Annotated in this window: 12 protein-coding genes; 1 reads left to right on the forward strand and 11 read right to left on the reverse strand. The window is 39.7% G+C overall.

Translation table 11 applies throughout. From position 1 onward, the window contains the following. Positions 1–109 precede the first annotated feature (109 nt). The 11 genes from ACFVSW_RS08390 to ACFVSW_RS08440 form a co-directional block, all read right to left on the reverse strand. Positions 110–1378, reverse strand: coding sequence for an extracellular solute-binding protein (locus tag ACFVSW_RS08390; protein WP_387314565.1), 1269 nt, complete (start codon positions 1376–1378; stop codon positions 110–112). Positions 1379–1573: 195 nt separating this feature from the next. Continuing rightward, a complete protein-coding gene (locus ACFVSW_RS08395; protein WP_387314568.1) occupies positions 1574–3331 on the reverse strand; it encodes a glycoside hydrolase family 2 protein in 1758 nt (585 codons plus the stop codon). Between the two features lie 264 nt (positions 3332–3595). Next, positions 3596–4684, reverse strand: coding sequence for a GntR family transcriptional regulator (locus tag ACFVSW_RS08400; protein WP_387314651.1), 1089 nt, complete (start codon positions 4682–4684; stop codon positions 3596–3598). Positions 4685–4944: 260 nt separating this feature from the next. After that, a complete protein-coding gene (gene pruA / locus ACFVSW_RS08405) occupies positions 4945–6492 on the reverse strand; it encodes an L-glutamate gamma-semialdehyde dehydrogenase (RefSeq protein ID WP_387314571.1) in 1548 nt (515 codons plus the stop codon). 102 nt (positions 6493–6594) lie between these two features. Further along, positions 6595–7758 (reverse strand): CamS family sex pheromone protein, encoded by a 1164-nt coding sequence (locus ACFVSW_RS08410; RefSeq protein WP_387314574.1) that lies wholly within the window; start codon positions 7756–7758, stop codon positions 6595–6597. 13 nt (positions 7759–7771) lie between these two features. Next, positions 7772–9778, reverse strand: a complete 2007-nt coding sequence (gene ligA, locus ACFVSW_RS08415) for an NAD-dependent DNA ligase LigA (RefSeq protein ID WP_387314577.1) — start codon at positions 9776–9778, stop codon at positions 7772–7774. 50 nt (positions 9779–9828) lie between these two features. Further along, the gene (gene pcrA / locus ACFVSW_RS08420; RefSeq protein WP_387314580.1) at positions 9829–12111 is read right to left on the reverse strand and encodes a DNA helicase PcrA; all 2283 of its coding nucleotides are present in this window, start codon (positions 12109–12111) and stop codon (positions 9829–9831) included. Between the two features lie 71 nt (positions 12112–12182). After that, entirely contained in the window at positions 12183–12866 is a 684-nt protein-coding gene (gene pcrB, locus ACFVSW_RS08425) for a heptaprenylglyceryl phosphate synthase (RefSeq protein WP_387314583.1), read from the reverse strand. 166 nt (positions 12867–13032) lie between these two features. After that, complete coding sequence (locus ACFVSW_RS08430) at positions 13033–13347, reverse strand: YerC/YecD family TrpR-related protein (RefSeq protein ID WP_024026477.1); 315 nt, start codon at positions 13345–13347, stop codon at positions 13033–13035. A 28-nt stretch (positions 13348–13375) separates the two neighbouring features. After that, positions 13376–14425, reverse strand: a complete 1050-nt coding sequence (locus tag ACFVSW_RS08435) for a DUF3048 domain-containing protein (protein ID WP_387314588.1) — start codon at positions 14423–14425, stop codon at positions 13376–13378. A 72-nt stretch (positions 14426–14497) separates the two neighbouring features. Further along, positions 14498–16243 (reverse strand): adenine deaminase C-terminal domain-containing protein, encoded by a 1746-nt coding sequence (locus tag ACFVSW_RS08440; RefSeq protein WP_387314591.1) that lies wholly within the window; start codon positions 16241–16243, stop codon positions 14498–14500. A gap of 166 nt (positions 16244–16409) precedes the next feature. Between ACFVSW_RS08440 and ACFVSW_RS08445 the strand changes: the two genes are divergently transcribed. Then, on the forward strand, positions 16410–16715 hold the full coding sequence (locus tag ACFVSW_RS08445; RefSeq protein WP_387314592.1) for a YgaP family membrane protein: 306 nt from the start codon (positions 16410–16412) through the stop codon (positions 16713–16715). Positions 16716–16794 lie beyond the last annotated feature (79 nt).

The raw sequence follows: 16794 nt of genomic DNA on the forward strand, positions 1-16794 counted from the left end.
AACTCCTATTCTTACGTTATCGAATAGAGAGAGAAATCCTTATGCTCTTATAAGGATTTCTCTATAATTCTGCTAACACCCAATATTAATAAACTAATTTCTAGCAATTTTATTTTTTATTATTTGTCGATATTTTATCCTCAACTGCTTTTTGAGCCGCTTTTAGTCCTTTATCAATATTCAATTTTCCATATATCGCATCACCAACTAATTTATCAACTTCTTCGGCTACAAAACCATTGTACTTATAATCAAAGATTTTAAGAGTATTTTGCATTTCAGGATTTTTCACTAAAAATGATTGTGGTAAGTTTTGATATTCAGGATTTTCTAATGTCGCTAATGCTGCAGGGTTTTGGCCAGCTTTAGCCCATGGAAGTGAATTTTCTCTGACATAATCAAGGAAATCCATTATTCCCTTTGTCTTCTCTTCAGATCGATTTTTGTCCTTAAACATAACGAATTGATGAGAAGACGTCCAGTTGACAATTTTATCAGGTGAAATCTGAGGGAAGCTTGTTAAACCCCACTTTAAATTTTTCGCTTCATTTACACTATTTTGCATCCAGATTCCTTCTGGAAAAAAGATTGCCTTACCGGATTTGAATAACTTACCTGGGTCTTCTCCATCCTTGTTAGTAATTTTGTCATCAACTAACCCTTTTAATAATTCTAATGCTTTCTTAGCTTCTGGAGTATTAAGAGTTGGTGTTTCACCGTCACTAGTTATATCTCCACCAAGTTGATTGTAAATCGATAAAAAGATTGGTCGGGTCCAAGTTATACCAATACCAACGATTTTATCTTTTTTAGCCAATTCTCCGGCTGCTTTAATTTCATCAAAGGTTATCACGTTGTCATCAAGTGCATGGGGTGCATATTTTTCAAGTAAATCTTTATTGTAATACATGACAAAACTGTGTACATCTAATGGAACACTATATCTACTTCCATTAAGATCACCAATGTTCCATCCTGCCGGTACGTAGTTTTCAGCTTTAATTTCAGGATAGTCAGCCAATTTGTCGTCATACTTGGTTAATAAGTCATTATCAACAAATTGTTTAATTCTCTCAGCATGGACAATTGTTAGATCAGGAATCCCTTTTCCAGAGTTAACGACCGTTGGGATCTTTTTATACATATCATCAGCTGTAATGGATACATTTTTTATCTTGAATTTTGGATTTGTCTTGTTATATTCATTAACTATTTGTTCCATATTCTTACCATCTGGCCCCGTAAACGGGTTCCAATAGACAATTTCATTTTTAGCTGAAGAAGAACCCCCGGAGCCTGAACTAGTTGAACTACAGCCTGACAAAGCCATCATAACCACAAAAAGTATGGAGAACATTAATACTGATATTTTCCTCATTGGTTTTCCCCCTGATTTTTTAAAAAATAAAAATGATACCCTAACAGCTTGTACCTTGTCCCCCTCCCAATTAAATACAGTATAATTAATAGCAATTCCACTTTTAAATAAATATTTTACTATATATAAATACCCTCGGCTGAATTTTTAAAATTTTCAGCCGGAGGAGATTATACTTAATTATGAATCTGGCAATTATTTATTGTTAATTGCCCTGATTTTGTTTAAGTCTACTTTGGCTACTCGATTTTCCTTTAATAAGCCGTTAACCTCTTGCTGCACATCGGTAATTTGTGTATAACAAAATCCACTAATATATGAAGTTTCTTTTATTGCTTGAGTAATAGATTCATAACGATGTAAGAACTCTTCTTCGCTCTTTACCTGATTACCGTAGCCCCAGCCTTTTTCGGAATTGAATGCAATGCCGCCATATTCACTTATAATGATTGGCTGACCGTTATATTTATAACCTTGTGCCATCGCATGTTTAAAATTATTAAATGCTATATCGTTATGAACTACATTTTCTTTATCGATATATCGTTTTAAAAATTCATCACCATATTCTACATAATCATGTAACGAAATAATGTCTGAAATGGTATGCTCCCAGCCATCATTTACAATAACAGGTCTCATACTATCAATAGCCTTTGTAAGATGATAGATCCCCTCTGTAAACTTTTGCTGCTTTTGGTTTGTATAAATATTTTTCACACCCCATGATTCATTAAACGGAGTCCATGTAATAATGCTTGGATGATTATAATGTTGTTTAACAACTTCTATCCATTCCTCTGTAAAATTCTGAACAGCCTCATCTGAAAACTCATAGGTTGCAGCCATTTCAGACCAAACAAGTAGACCTTTTTTATCTGCCCAATAAAGGAAGCGCTGATCTTCCACTTTCATATGCTTCCTTACTCCGTTAAAGCCCATCTCCATTGTCCGATCAATATCCTCAATTATCGCTTCCTCTGAGGGTGGTGTTAAATGGGACTCTTCCCAATAACCCTGATCCAAAATAAGTTTTTGATAAAGTGGAATATTATTCAATAAAACATTCCCATTCTCGATTGAAACCTTTCTCATTCCAAAATATGACTTTACAGAATCTATGACTTCACCGTTTTTGTATAAAGTAAATTCTACATCATATAAATTGGGAGCTTGTGGACTCCAATGGACCACTCTCCAATGGTGAAACTCACTTGCAATATTCGTCTTGATTGTTTGATTTGGGCGATTAACCGTTTGCTCAAATGCTTTAATTAATTCACCTTTAAATGTAATAGTTGTTTTCAAGACTAAAGATGGATCAATATTTCCTGAAACTTCATAGGCAAACTCCACTGATTCTGTATCTATATCAGGAGTTATCTTAACTGCTTGAACATGGGCTTCATTCAAAAACTCAAGCCAGACTGTTTGCCAAATTCCCGTTGTTTGAACATACCAGCATTCATAACTATCATCTAACCAACGTTGTTTTCCTCTTGGCTGGAAACAACTTTGACTATCTTCAATTTTCACAACAATATTTAGTTCATTTTTCTCATCTAAATAATCAGTTATATTAAAAGAGAAAGCGATTTGTCCACCTTTTCTTTTCCCAACAAAAGTACCGTTCACCCATAGCTTTGTTATATAATCAGCCGCTTGGAAATGAAGTATTAAATTCTTTTTTTCATATTCACTAGGAATGGTTACGCTTTTTTGATACCAGACATTAGGACAAAATACTTCCTCACCAATGCCGCTGGCTTTTGTTTCATATGTAAAAGGAACAATAATTTTTTTATCAAAATTTGATTCCTTGAACCACTTTTCCTTTTCACCTTGGTTCTCTCTATCAAACTTAAAGTTCCATTCGCCATTTAAATTCATCCAGTCTGCCCTTTCAAATTGGGGACGTGGATATTCTTTTCTCGGAATATTCTTTTCTGTCATATTATATAGCTCCTTAAATAATTTCTTATTAAAAATCTAAGTTATTCAGTTATTGGAAGTGCTTACATTCATATTTTAAATTATCCGACATTTCATTAATATACTAAAATTAGTATAAAATATACCTTTTATACAAAGAGGTAAAAACAAACAAATAAAAAAAACCAACCGCCGACACAAGGTTATGTCTACGTTTGGGTTTTACTATTGTTTAAACAGATACCTACATTGAACGATTTTATTGTCCTATATAGTACCCATAGTCTAAGTTATTATAGTTTCCAATATTTCTACACTTTCACTTATTTTAAGTTCAACAGGTACATAAATTCTTTTGGGTTTATAAGTACCTTCAATTTGTTCTAAAAGTAGTTCAACTGTTTTTTTACTACATTCAGCAATATCCTGCTTTATAAACGAAATTCCAGATATAGCTAGTGGATCAAAGGTTAGTAATTCAATTTCCCGACCTATTTCTTTCTTTAGTGAACTTATTGCTAAATGAGTATACAAAGCTAACTCAGCATTCATTGTAAACACAGCTGTCATTTCAGGTTTATTCAATAAAAAGTCTCTAATTAACTTTGGGGTTTTACTCTGAGCTATTTCATTGAAGCTCAAAGTCAGCCATAGATTTTTATTAATGGTAGTTTTCCTTTTTAAAAAGGCATTTTCGAATCCTCTAGCTCTCTCGTGAGTCACTGTATTAGTGATAATTGGGGATATAAGCCCAATATTTTTATGTCCTATATTTATTAAGTATGAGATAGCCTCGTAAGTTCCAGCTTCATTTTCAGAGGTCACACTATAAGTTAAAATATTCTCCATATACCTGTCTATTAATACAAAGGGGAATTTATCTAGCGTTAGCCTTAGCACAGCATCATTATAGGTTTCTTTTTCTGTAGGAAAAATAATCATCCCCTTAACGTCCATTTCTCTAAACATCTCGATAGCATCTGCTTCTTCAAATTGAGACTCTCTTGTTATCTTTATAATTAGATTATGACCAGTCTGGGAAACATATTTTTCAATATTATTCACAAACTCTTGTTCAATCCTTGTTTTCATACTAGGAAGAATAAGTCCAATTAATCCTTTCGGTTTATTCGGTTGTCTGATTGAAGTCGTTAGACTGCTCTCACAGACAAACGTTCCTTTCCCTTTAATTCTTTCTACTATTCCTTCTTCCGCAAGACCTGCAAGTGCATTTTTAGTGGTAATCTGACTTACATGGAATTTTTCAGTTAACTCCTTTTCTGAGGGAACACGGTCACCTACTCGTAACTTACCAGATTGTATTTGCTCTTTAATTTTATTTTTTATTTGTTGATACAGAGGTTCATTCTTAATCTTAGCTCACCCTTACCCTTTAATAATACAACTTATATTAAGTATATTAATGCTTAATATATATTTTTACAACAAAATAGTTTCCTTTCAACAATTGCAGGGAACTGATGAAGAAAGATAAAGGCTTACACAATGGAAAAAAACTATTGGCTGCATAATGTTATTACACTTATTAGAATGTAAAAAGCCTTCATCCCTATTAAGGATGAAGGCTTTTTTACTGTTATTCATATTAATACTAAGAATAGTATTTGTTTGAATTAATACATTTCGGAAGTTGTTTTCGCCTGCATATGAAGCAGTAAGTAGTCTGGTCCACCCGCTTTCGAGTCAGTTCCGGACATGTTGAAGCCGCCGAATGGCTGATAGCCAACGATTGCTCCAGTACAGCCACGGTTAAAGTAAAGGTTACCAACATGGAAGTCTTCACGAGCTTGTTCCATGTGAGCACGATTTGTTGTGATAACTGCACCTGTCAAACCATACTCAGTATTGTTGGCAATTTCGATGGCTTCATCGAAATTTTTCGCTTTTGTAAAACCAACCACTGGTCCAAAAATTTCTTCCTGCATGATACGCGCTTTCGGAGCAAGATCGGCAATGATTGTTGGTTTAATGAAATAACCTTTAGAGTTATCGCCTTCACCACCGGCCAATAGCTTGCCTTCTTGCTTGCCAATTTCAATGTATTCCATGATTTTCTTGAAGGCGTTGTTATCAATAACTGGACCCGTGTAATTTGAATTGTCTACAGGATCACCAATTGTTAATTGGTTTGTTAATTCAACAACACGGTTCAATACTTGATCATAAACATCTTCAACAATTACTGCACGAGAACATGCGGAACATTTTTGTCCGGAGAATCCGAAAGCCGAAGCCATGATGGATTGTGCTGCAAGCTCAAGATCGGCTTCACTATCAACAACGATGGTATCTTTACCGCCCATTTCCGCAATTAAACGCTTCATCCAAATCTGACCTTCGTTTAATTTAGAAGAACGTTCGAAAATGCGAAGTCCGACTTCTCGTGAACCTGTGAAGCTAACGAAACGAGTATCTTTGTGGTCAACTAAATAGTCGCCCACTTCAGAGCCGTTTCCTGGAACGAAGTTTAAGACGCCTTTTGGAAGACCTGCCGCTTCCATTACTTCAACAAATTTAGCAGCAACAATCGGTGTCGTTGAAGCTGGCTTTAATAGAACAGTATTACCAGAAACAATGGCTGCTACCGTTGTACCTGCCATGATAGCGAACGGGAAGTTCCATGGTGAAATGATAACCCCCACTCCAAGTGGAATATAGTCATAACGGTTATATTCGTCTGGGCGGCTATTAACGGGTACGCCATTTTTCAAAGCCAACATTTGGCGTCCATAATATTCAAGGAAGTCGATTCCTTCTGCCACCTCAACATCTGCTTCTCTCCATGATTTACCTGCTTCTTTTGTTAAAAGGGCAGAAAACTCATCTTTACGGCGACGAATCATGGTTGCTGCTTTAAAAAGCACATCCGCGCGAACTTCAGGCTTTGTCTTTTTCCATGTTTTAAATGCTTCAACGGCTGCCTGCATTGCTTTTTCAGCGAGGTCTTTGCTCGCTTTAGAAACACGGCCGATAACCTGTGCTGTATTAGCTGGATTGTAGGAAACAATTTTATCTTCTGTTGTAATCTTTTCACCGCCGATGACAAGGTCGTAGTCCTGTCCTAGATAACCTTCAACGGTTTCTAACGCCTTGAGATAGGCTTGGCGGTTTTCTTCCTTCGAAAAATCTGTAAATGGTTCGTGCTTGTAAGGTTGTACCATTCTTAAAACCTCCTATGTAATAAAACGTTTACATCCACTGTCCATTCTATCATGATTCTTTTGATTCTATCAAATAAATAAAGACCCAGAATCAACTAGGTCTTATTGGTAAATATAAACGAATGGTTCAGTCGCATTTGCTTTTTTAACGATAAGAGCTTCAGGTCCGTCTACCGAGGTAACACTTACCGAAACAGAAAGATACTTAGGAAAATGCTCCATTACTAAGCCTGTCACGTATTGGGCAAATCCAATCCCTTCTGTTTTCCCATAAAATTGGATTGGAATGGTGATATTCAATTCCTGCATCTGGTCGCCAACATAAAAGCCTTTGCCTATAACACCATTAAAGTTTGGAAAATACTCTTCTACATCCTGCTTAAAGTTTAGAAAGGCAATTTGATCATCACGATGATCGTTTTGGGCATCAGCTGAAGGGAATAAATAGTGTTTTTCATCTACATTTTCCCAGCTATTTAAACTCGATTTGCCCTTATCCACCGTTGTATAACCAATGAACCTTCCAGGTATAACCGAAGATTTCGTTTGTTGTTCAAATAGGGCGATTGTAATTGGCACATCGGAGACTTCCTTCATCGCACGCAGTCGTTTGACTACTTCTTCGGCGATTTTCTTGCCTTCCTTTTCCATTTCTGCGGCGGAAATTTTCATTTCCTTTTCAATCGTCCCATTGCCTTGCGGCACTTTATAATAGTAGTACGAATTTAACGCCAGTCCAATCGTCACTCCACCGAGTGCTACAGTTCCTTTATCGTCTTTTGTTAAATAATCGTGCTCTAAAATATGGGCTAAATAAATTGGGCTGCTAGGCTCTTCTACCGTTCCGGAATTAACCGGATTTAAGCCGATATTCTCTTCTGCCTTCATTTTCTTTTCTTTCAGCTGCGCATCCGTGTATTGACGGTTCAACCATTGCCTTACGGTCTTCCCGTCAATTTCTTTCCCTTCACGGAAATAATATTTGTCCGTATCAAAGCTATTTTGGGCGATTCTCATTAAGCCCATTTCAAATTCGTTTAAATCATATCTTGTGTTGATATTACTGACGACCAGCCCACGTGCTTCCCCAGGCTCAAATGGTAAAATCGTCCGATAATAATTATCTGAAATATTATATTTCGGAATAATCGCCTTCCCTTTTTCCTTCTCCTTTGTTTGGACAACCTCATTTTGCTTCTGAAAGTTGGGTGCACAGGCACTCAGCAAAAAGACAAGGGAGAGGGCGAGCAATGAGACCTTTCTCATTTCGAAACACCTCTTATTTATTTAATTCTTCTAAAAGCTTCTCCTCATCCCACACTTCAATACCCAGCTCTTCTGCTTTCTTTAGCTTCGAACCAGCATCAGCACCGGCAATGACGAGATGTGTTTTTTGGCTAACACTGCCAGCGACATTGCCGCCAAGTGCTTCAATCTTTTCCTTGGCTTCATTTCGCGATAATAGCTCAAGCTTTCCTGTAAGGACCACTGTTTTTCCAGCAAAAATAGAATCTGATTCTGCGGCCGAAACCGGTTTGGCTCCTTTATACGCCATATTTACCCCGGCAGCAACTAATTCATTGATTAGTTCCTTTGCTTCGTCTTGTTCAAAGAAGGCAACAATGGAATCAGCCATCTTTTCGCCGATTTCGTTTATCGCGATTACTTCATCCTTAGAAGCAATCGCAAGTTGATCCATACTATCAAAGTTGATAGCCAGCGTTTTCGCTGCTTTCGCGCCGACATGACGGATACCAAGACCAAATAACAGTTTTTCTAGCGAATTGCTTTTGGAGGCTTCAATAGCTTTTATTAGATTGGAAACTGACTTTTCACCCATTCTTTCAAGGGCTAAAAGCTGTTCACTTGTAAGCTTATAAATATCAGCAACATCACTGATTAATTTTTCGGCAAACAGCTGACTGATGACCCTTTCGCCAAGGCCGTCGATATTCATCGCGTTCCTTGAGACAAAGTGAATCAAGCCTTCGCGAATTTGCGCTGGGCATTTAGGGTTGATGCAGCGCAGTGCCACTTCACCCTCAAGGCGTACAAGCTCACTCTCACACTCGGGACAATGGGTTGGCATCTTGAAATCCACTTCATTGCCTGTCCGCTGATCTGCCAGCACATTGACCACTTCAGGAATGATATCGCCTGCTTTTTTAACGACGACTTTATCGCCAATTTTAATATCCTTTTCGCGGATTAAATCCTCGTTATGCAAGGAAGCCCGCTGCACCGTTGTTCCCGCTACTTTGACAGGCGTTAGAATCGCCGTCGGCGTGATGACACCTGTTCTGCCGACGCTTAGCTCGATATCTAAAAGCGTTGTCACCACTTCCTCAGCAGGGAATTTATAGGCAATTGCCCAGCGCGGACCTTTTGCCGTGGTGCCAAGCTCAGCCTGCTGCACTAAGGAATCGACTTTGATGACGATTCCGTCAATTTCATAAGGAAGATGTGGGCGCTTCTCCACCCATTCAGTAACAAATTGGATGACTTCTTCAATCGATGCGCATTTGCGCCGCTCTTTATTCGCCTTAAAACCAAGATGATCCAAATAATCCAAGCCTGCGCTGTGGGAAACTGCCCCAATTGCTTCTGGATTGCCAATTCCATATAAAAAGACATCCAGCTTTCTCGATGCGGCAATCTTCGGGTCAAGCTGTCTGATTGACCCTGCAGCGGCGTTCCTTGGGTTGGCAAACAGCTCTTCACCGCGTTCCGCTCGTGCCTCATTCAATGCTTCAAACGAGCGCTTCGGCATAAAGGCTTCACCGCGAACCTCTAATGAAACAGGTTCCCGTAACCGAAGCGGTATCGATTTGATGGTTTTTAGATTAGCAGTGATATCTTCACCAATCGTTCCATCCCCGCGGGTAGCACCTTGGACAAATAAACCGTCTTCGTATCTTAATGAAACGGCAAGCCCGTCAATTTTCAGCTCACATACATAGGAAGAGTCATCGCCGACCGCCTGGCGGATGCGGCGGTCAAAGTCCCTTAAATCCTGTTCATTAAAGGCATTCCCAAGGCTTAACATCGGGGTTCGGTGTTCGACCTTTTCAAAAAGTGCAAGAACGGCACCGCCAACACGGACTGAAGGAGAATCTGGCGTTTTTAACTCAGGGAACTTTTCTTCCAGCTCCAGCAGTTCCTGCATGATGTTGTCATATTCTGCATCTGGTACAGATGGTTTGTCGAGCACATAATATTCATAGCCATATTGATTTAATAGGCTTCTGATTTCATTGATTTTCTGTTCAGCGATTTGAAGGTCCATATATCCAGCCCTTTCATTCGGTTATACCCACTCGGGGACATAAGTGCTTGTTACGCTTTTTTAATTGGTGCAAATTTGGCTAATAGACGTTTAATCCCAACTGGGCTCGGGAAGGCAATATCCAGCTCGATTCCTTCGCCTTGACCTTTTACACTGACAACTGTTCCGGTTCCCCATTTACCATGCTCCGCTTTGTCGCCAACCTTCCAGCCGATGTCTTCTCCACTGGATGCAGCGGAAACAGGCCTTGTCACCGGTTTTCGTTTGGCTGCCGGGGGAGCGAATGATTTTGATGCGCCAAAAGAGGAATTTCCAGATGAACCAAAAGAAGTTCCTGATGAACCAAACGTTCTTCCACTAGACCCAAAAGGCGTATTCAGCCGATTCTCCGGTTCCACACCTTCAATCAAATCTTCCGGTATCTCACTGATAAACCTTGAAGCCGGGTTCATATTGGTTCTACCAAACAAGGTTCTCATTTGGGCATTGGTGATAAATAAACTTTGCTCGGCCCGCGTAATTCCTACGTAAGCTAAGCGGCGCTCTTCTTCCATCTCGACTTCTTCCATAAGCGAGCGGCTATGCGGGAAGACGCCTTCCTCCAAGCCGATCAAGAAAACAACCGGGAATTCCAAGCCTTTTGCTGAGTGTAACGTCATTAGGGTAATCGAATCAACCTTTTCCCCATCATCATCTAATGAATCAATATCGGCAACAAGTGCTAGATCTGTTAAAAACGCAACAAGGCTTCTATCTTCACTGGAGTCTTCAAAGTTTTTTGTTACCGATAATAATTCCTCAAGGTTTTCTAAGCGACTTTGAGCTTCAATTGATTTTTCCGCTTTGAGCATCTCCCGGTAACCCGTTTTTTCCAAAACTTCCTCTACTAGTTCAGTTACCGACAGGAACTCTTGCATATTCGTATAATTACGAATTAAATCACGGAATTCACGTGCAGCTTTTGTAATTTTTGGGCTTAGTCCGATTAATTCAATCGAGTCCAATGCCTGATATAAGGAAATATCATGCATTGCCGCAAAATTCGCGATTTTATCAACCGAAGTAGAACCAATTCCCCGTTTCGGAACATTAATTACCCGCTGTAAACTGATATCATCGTCCGGATTGGAAATCAAACGCAAGTAAGCAAGCATATCTTTGATTTCTTTCCTGTCATAGAACTTAATGCCGCCGACGATGGCATATTCGATATTCGATTTTAGTAAAACTTCCTCCATCACACGTGACTGTGCATTAGTTCGATAAAGAATCGCAATGTCGGAAAGTTTTTTACCGTTTCGAGTTAATTCTTTAATTTTTCCCGCAACGAATTGGGCTTCGCCCTGCTCACTATCGGCACGGTAATAAACCAGTTTGTTCCCCTCAGGGTTCTCTGTCCACAGATTTTTTGCCTTCCGGTTCATATTATTTTCGATAACCTTATTAGCTGCAAGTAAAATCCTTTTTGTGGAGCGATAGTTTTGCTCAAGCAGAATAACTGTTGCATTCGGATAGTCTTTTTCGAACGATAGAATATTAGCAATATCTGCGCCGCGCCACCTGTAAATCGATTGATCAGAATCGCCAACCACACAAAGGTTTTGGAAGCGATTCGCGAGCATTTTGACTAACATGTACTGGGCTCTGTTCGTGTCCTGATACTCATCGACATGAATGTATTGAAATTTACGCTGATAATACTCAAGTACATCCGGTACGCGCTGAAATAATTGAATCGTCATCATAATCAGGTCATCGAAGTCAAGGGCCTGATTTTTCCGTAATCGTTTCTGGTATTCCGTGTAAACATCACTTACGGTTTGTTCAAAATAACCACCAGCTGTTTTCGCATATTCTTCCGGGTCAATCAGTTCGTTTTTAGCTGAGCTGATGGAGCCGAGAATAGCGCGCGGATCAAACTTCTTCGGATCGAGATTTTTGTCTTTGAGGATCCCTTTAACGACGGATTGCTGGTCGGTTGTGTCCAGAATCGTAAAATTGCGGTTAAAGCCCATTCGGTCGATATCGCGGCGTAAAATCCGAACACACATCGAGTGAAAGGTAGAAATCCAGATTTCCTCCGCAACCCCGCCCATCATTCTTCCAATCCGTTCCCGCATCTCCCGGGCTGCTTTATTTGTAAACGTAATCGCTAAGATATTGTAGGGATTCACTCGTTTTTCTACAATTAAATAACCAATTCGATGTGTTAATACTCTTGTCTTTCCACTGCCGGCCCCTGCCATCAGGAGAAGTGGACCGTCAGTCGCTTTCACGGCACTTTGCTGCTCCGGATTCAGGCCGTTTAAAAGCTTATCTGTTAAAAATTGCACTTCTTCCACCACCATTTACAAACATTTGTTCTTATCTTTATAGTAACGTGATTTCCACTTTAAAGCAAATTCTAGTTGACACTTTTTACCGTCTCTAACGCTTGATCAAAATCATCATAAATTGCGTTTCCTACGACAATAACATCGGCATGCTTGGCCATTTCTGCGGCTTGATCAACCGTAGAAATCCCACCGCCATAAAAAAGAGTTGTATTTTCAAGCACCTTTTTCACATCAGCTACAACTGAGGGGTCACCGTACTTACCGCTATATTCCAAATAAAAGATTGGGAGCCGAAACATCTTTTCAGCCATCATTGCATAGGCCTTGACATCATCAGTAGTGATGTTGGTATTTGCGTTTGTCAGTTTTGCCGCCTTGCAATCCTCATTCAAAATACAGTAGCCTTCCATCGCAAATTCTTCCCAATTGATGATTTCACCAAATTCCTTAACCGCTTGATGGTGCAGCCCGGTAATCCATTTCGGATCACTGCTATTTAAAATGGTCGGAATAAAGTATAAGTCAAAGCCCGGTGTAACGGTCTCAATACTTGAAACTTCAAGGACACATGGAACCGTATAGCGGCGAACTCGCGCCATTAAGTCAAGGACATTTTCAAGTGTCACGCCGTCTGTTCCGCCAACAATCACAGCATCTGTCCCTGATTCGCAGATTTTTTCTAATTTATCATCAGATATTTCTTTATTTGGGTCGAGTTTAAACACATGCCGCCACTCGCGAAAGTCATACATCCAAAGATCCCCCATTCATCATTCCATTACACCATTATAGCATTTGACGATTCGATAAAAAAAGAAAACACTGATTCATTTTCTAGAAATGTTAACCAAAGAAAAAAAACCGAAGAACCCTCTCTCCGGTTTGGTTATTGTCTATCTGAAGTATCTTACCCTTTTTTTATTCTTCTTCAGGCTTGCTATTCTCATCTTTAATACGTTCAAGGACCATTTCATACGTATCGTTGCCAAAGTTTAGACAGCGTTTTACACGGGAAATCGTTGCTGTGCTGGCCCCTGTTTCTGTTTCAATTTTATGGTACGTATTTCCATCTCGGAGCATACGTGCTACGTCAAGCCGCTGCGATAATGATTGGATTTCATTAATCGTGCACAAATCGTCAAAAAAGCGATAACATTCTTCTAGATCCTTTAGTGAGAGAACTGCTTGAAATAATTGATCTAATTCTTTTCCGCGTAATTTATTAATTTGCATATTGTTTACCCCTTAATTGAAAAAATGTTTATTTAGCGTTAAAAGAAACGCTTTTTTGCAGTCCAGGATTAGTTGGTACCACATTCACCCATGTTTTTCCTGGAACGAATGGCACTTCTTTACCATCTTTAACAGCGATAATCTGGCCGTCCTTGTTTGCCCATTCCACTTCGTTTACCTTGCCCATTTGCAGCAAATAAGCTTTGCCGCCCGACTTGAAATCAATATCGCGTCGGCCAACCGAATCGATTACTCGATGGTTTGTTTCAATGATAAAAATATTATTAAGTAAAACAGGTTCATTTGTATCTAAATCGACCGATTGCTCGCCGCCAGAAAAACGTTTATATTTACCAAGGGCGGCATCAAATTCGAAGCTGGAATCGGATATCCCGCCCGATGAATAGGTAATTTTCACTGACTCTGCCTCGTCACCGGTCACGTTTTTACTTTCTTCCTCTGATAAAAACTTGAAGGCCGGCGGGCTTTTTTCCAGCGAATACTTCTTTTGTTCGGCACCTTTTAAAATATTTTCATACGTTATATAAGAATTATGTGGCGCCTTCCGGGTACTGGACCGTTTAAAAAGTGTACCATCATAAACCATTCCATTAATATTGTCGATATAATTGCCCTCGAGCATTTTCCTAGCTTCCTCACTCCAGCCATGAGCAATATAAAGCGCATTCAGTCCTTTAGCCAGGTCGATATAATAATCGCGCGCACTGCGGACGGGACCGATATTCGCCGGTTTTTCACTTTGAAACACAGCAAGAAAGCGCGTTATATCACCCTCTGCCAGTACCTCATAAACAATGTCAGCCTTGTTCAAGCCCGATTGCGGCCTTGCCTGTGGATGATTATTAATCATGACGGCAACAGCCCTGCCCTCTGTTTGAGTTTCTGAGCCTATGCCTGTTAACGGATAAAAATACGGGGCACCCTGTTTCTCTTCCGCTTTTTCTTCAGCCTTATTGACTGTTTTTTCCTTCTTTATTGGTTCTTTTACTTTCTCCTTATGACTACATCCAGAAAGTAATAACAAGATTGTTGCAAAGGCGGCAGCCCATTTTTTCATTCAACGAACACCCCTATTTCCTACAAGGCTCAAAAATTACTTTCACGCTTTAACACATTAGTTATTTACAGTTTAACGCATTATTGACGGAAAGAGTACTGTTTTATTCATCACATCATACATCCCCTGCTGGGTTATACGAATATAAGGTAAATGGGTTGATGAAAAGAACAGCAGGCTATAAATCGCGTCTGAGAAAGAATAGCCCCTAGCTTGCAGCTCTTCAGACAACCTTTTTTCTTGCACCATTAAGTCTTCCATCGGAAGGTCTGACATAATTCCGCTTAAATGAAGCGGCAGCTCGCAAACCACCTGATCATCCTCGACCATGACAATCCCGCCGCCTAATTCTTTCATTCTATTAAAAGCAAGTATCAAATCTTGTTTATTTTTTCCGATTAAAATAATATCACCGGTATTGGAAAACGAGCTTGCTAACGCCGACAACTTAGTGGCGAAGCCTTTTAACAGCGTATTAATCCGCCATTTCCCGTTACGGTCAATTAAGGTAAAATAACATTCATCATGATCGTGCGACAATTCATCCCCTGACACATCAATCGCAATGGAGTAGGGCTTGGTGATGACGGAGTTTTCCATTTTGATCCCAAAAGGCATTGAGAATTGTAAATCATCCATCGTTAATTCCCAATCAAGTTCCATCTCCTTTAGGCCATAGTCCTTCCAGTTCATTGGAGGATTAGTATCTTCCGTTTTCACACCGTCCCGTTTTACCCACTTTCCTTTCGCTAGGACCGAAACAGGTGTAGGGTTTTCGATACTCGATAAAAAGTTAATATTTGCGATGCGTCCAGTTGCAATTTGCCCATGTAAATGGTCGATATTGTAGTATCTGGCAATATTGACGGTGGCCATATTATAGGCATCGATAATCGGAACCCCTTTTTCAATGGCAATTCGGATCATCTGGTCGTTCATCCCCTGTTCGTAAAAGGCGGAGGAGGAGCCGTCGGTATTAAAGATTAATCGATCATACGCCTCGATGCCTAATCGCTTCATATCATCCAAAATTTGAGGCAAATCGGGCCGGATGGAAGAATATCTTAATGACACCATATACCCCTGCATTAAACGGTTATAAACCTCTTCACCTGTCATCGCCTCGTGGTCACAGTCCGTCCCGAGGAGCATCATTTTTGCTAAGGTTTTTTCAGATGCTCCAGGAAAATGACCCTCAATTTTCTTACGCATCCGTTTTGCTTCTTGAATCCAGTGAAGCATTAAATCATCGCCATTAAGCAGTCTTGGCCAGCCTGTTAGCTCCCCGCCCTGTAATACTGCATCATGTTCAAGCCACGACTTAATATTACTGTTCGAAAATATTTCCTCTTCATGCAGAATTTCCGTTTGTGAATCAAAGCGGCTCCACCAATACATCGTCGTCGGAATCGAACGCAGATCTTTTAATAATGAAAAGGCTTCCCTTTTTTTCAAATTTAACATTAATGCCATGTTGTCATTTATTAATGTTGTCGTTCCAAACTGGGATGCATAGGCTGCAAGCGTTTGGGGATTATATAATTGGAAGGGATGAGCATGCGGTTCGATGTATCCTGGAACAAGGATTTCATTTGTGCAGTCAATGACTTCACAGTTTTCGATATGGGTTGGCAGATTCTCACCAACATATACAATCCGATCTTCATAAATCCAAATATTTGCCCTCATCCAGCGGCGAAAGGTCTGATTTAAATATAAAGCGTTTTTCAATAATATGGTGGGAGACGTTTTCCCATCCAATACGGATACGTGCATACGCAGGTGTTTGTTTTTCCAACGGTAACGTTGTTCCAGCATATGATATCCCCTCCCTTTATTTATACTATCTATATAATAAAATCTTGATTTAACAACAAAGAAAGCCCTTACATAACCTCTTTTGTTATTATACTATCATATTTTATCGTTTAAAGCAGTAAAGAATTGATAAAAATTGTAAAGATTTTGTGAAGGAGTGAGCAAATTGAAAATCAAACCAAATATCGGGATTTTAAACGCATTAATCCGGATTACCTTAGGATTAACGATTCTTGCTTGGAGCACATCGAAGTTAGTTAAACAGCCTTGGCGTGATTCCTTTCTATTCGCAGCTTTATGTGGGGCCATGAAAGTCGCAGAAGGCATCGTCCGCTACTGCCCCGTAACGGCATTATATGAAAGATGCCAGGAAATGATGCCAAAAACCTCAGCCGAGGCCGATTCAATGGATGGGATGGAAGGTTTGACGAATTTGGATGGGAATCAGGGGGTTCCTTATAATCCGACTTGAGAGTGAACAGACACGAATGGATTTCATGATAAGACAAATATGAAATACTGTCCTCATGAAGGGGCCATATTAGGACATA

It is taken from the genome of Neobacillus sp. NPDC058068 (genome assembly GCF_042885335.1).
In the GTDB taxonomy this organism is placed as follows: domain Bacteria; phylum Bacillota; class Bacilli; order Bacillales; family Cytobacillaceae; genus Neobacillus.

Bases quoted from the DNA above. Each gene is read 5' to 3' on its own strand.
- ACFVSW_RS08390 (WP_387314565.1), bottom strand. From the start codon at position 1,378: ATGAGGAAAATATCAGTATTAATGTTCTCCATACTTTTTGTGGTTATG.
- ACFVSW_RS08395 (WP_387314568.1), bottom strand. From the start codon at position 3,331: ATGACAGAAAAGAATATTCCGAGAAAAGAATATCCACGTCCCCAATTT.
- pruA (WP_387314571.1), bottom strand. From the start codon at position 6,492: ATGGTACAACCTTACAAGCACGAACCATTTACAGATTTTTCGAAGGAA.
- ACFVSW_RS08410 (WP_387314574.1), bottom strand. From the start codon at position 7,758: ATGAGAAAGGTCTCATTGCTCGCCCTCTCCCTTGTCTTTTTGCTGAGT.
- ligA (WP_387314577.1), bottom strand. From the start codon at position 9,778: ATGGACCTTCAAATCGCTGAACAGAAAATCAATGAAATCAGAAGCCTA.
- pcrB (WP_387314583.1), bottom strand. From the start codon at position 12,866: ATGTATGACTTTCGCGAGTGGCGGCATGTGTTTAAACTCGACCCAAAT.
- ACFVSW_RS08430 (WP_024026477.1), bottom strand. From the start codon at position 13,347: ATGCAAATTAATAAATTACGCGGAAAAGAATTAGATCAATTATTTCAA.
- ACFVSW_RS08435 (WP_387314588.1), bottom strand. From the start codon at position 14,425: ATGAAAAAATGGGCTGCCGCCTTTGCAACAATCTTGTTATTACTTTCT.
- ACFVSW_RS08440 (WP_387314591.1), bottom strand. From the start codon at position 16,243: ATGCTGGAACAACGTTACCGTTGGAAAAACAAACACCTGCGTATGCAC.